Annotated in this window: 2 protein-coding genes; both read right to left on the bottom strand. The window is 44.7% G+C overall.

The window, feature by feature from the left end:
• Nucleotides 1-100 precede the first annotated feature (100 nt).
• The gene (locus tag JCM25354_RS23645; RefSeq protein ID WP_199899971.1) at nt 101-451 is read right to left on the bottom strand and encodes an IS30 family transposase; all 351 of its coding nucleotides are present in this window, start codon (nt 449-451) and stop codon (nt 101-103) included.
• Nucleotides 355-1,009, bottom strand: a 655-nt coding sequence (locus JCM25354_RS19545) for an IS30 family transposase (RefSeq protein ID WP_199899972.1), incomplete at its 5' end; no start/stop codon positions are given. The genes JCM25354_RS19545 and JCM25354_RS23645, both read right to left, overlap by 97 nt.

Genomic DNA, 1,009 nt, shown 5'->3' on the forward strand with positions numbered 1-1,009 from the left:
TGGCACTGCTTTTTGCAAAGGTAGCTAATTATTTCAATAAAACAATGATAATCAGACAAAACATGAATTTACGAGAATTGGAAGGTTGATTGTGGCAGAGTCAACCAGCAAGTGCAAAATTATTATATTTTTCTGTAGAACTCGCATTTTGGTTGTTTGAAAATTTGAGTTTTTGTCTCGGTCTTCTGTTTATTTTCTTCTGTATGCCGGCAATCTTTTTGTCTGTGAAATCATCGAAGTTTGCCTGCTTTGGTATGTACTGCCTGATGAGCTTGTTTGTATTTTCAATCGTTCCTTTCTGCCATGAGGCATACGGGTCTGCAAAGTAAACGACCGCTCCTAAGTATTCGGTGATCAGCTTATGGGCTGCAAATTCAGGTCCATTATCTGTCGTGATGGTCTTGATGTGTTTCCTGTAGGGTAGCAGCAGCCTGCGTACCTCTTTGGCCAATGGCTCGGACTTTTCCCATGCGGCAGCTTCGTCATGAAGAGCATGTTGGTGGAACGTTCCACGATGGTGAGGATAGCGTGGTTGTAGCGGTCTACTATCAGATCCATCTCGAAATCCCCAAATCGTTTTCCGTTTGCTTCTTTGGGACGTTGATGAATACCGGTTCTGCCGGCAATGGGAAAAGCCTTGTGCCCGGGTCTATGCCTGTATTTGAGCTTATGGCGTGTATGGCTCGCCAATTCCCCGGTCGCATCGGCATGTATGATATTGTAGATGCTTTGATGCGACACGTTAATGCCCTCTTTTTTCAAAACCCCTGATATTTGCCGTGGAGACCATTGCTCCTCGATGATGATTTGTTTTATTCTCCATACAAGTTCAGGGGCAAGCGCAGCATTGGAGGTGGAACGCTTACGACGCTCCATAGCCTTGTCATGTGCCTTGAACCAAACATACTTACCTGACGGACTGCTGTTGCGTTTTAATTCACGGGAAAGCGTGGATTGACTGATGCCCACAATATGAGCAATCTCTTTTCTCGGACTTTTTCTTTGGAGT

This window comes from Asaia prunellae JCM 25354, assembly GCF_000613885.1.
In the GTDB taxonomy this organism is placed as follows: Bacteria; Pseudomonadota; Alphaproteobacteria; order Acetobacterales; family Acetobacteraceae; genus Asaia; species Asaia prunellae.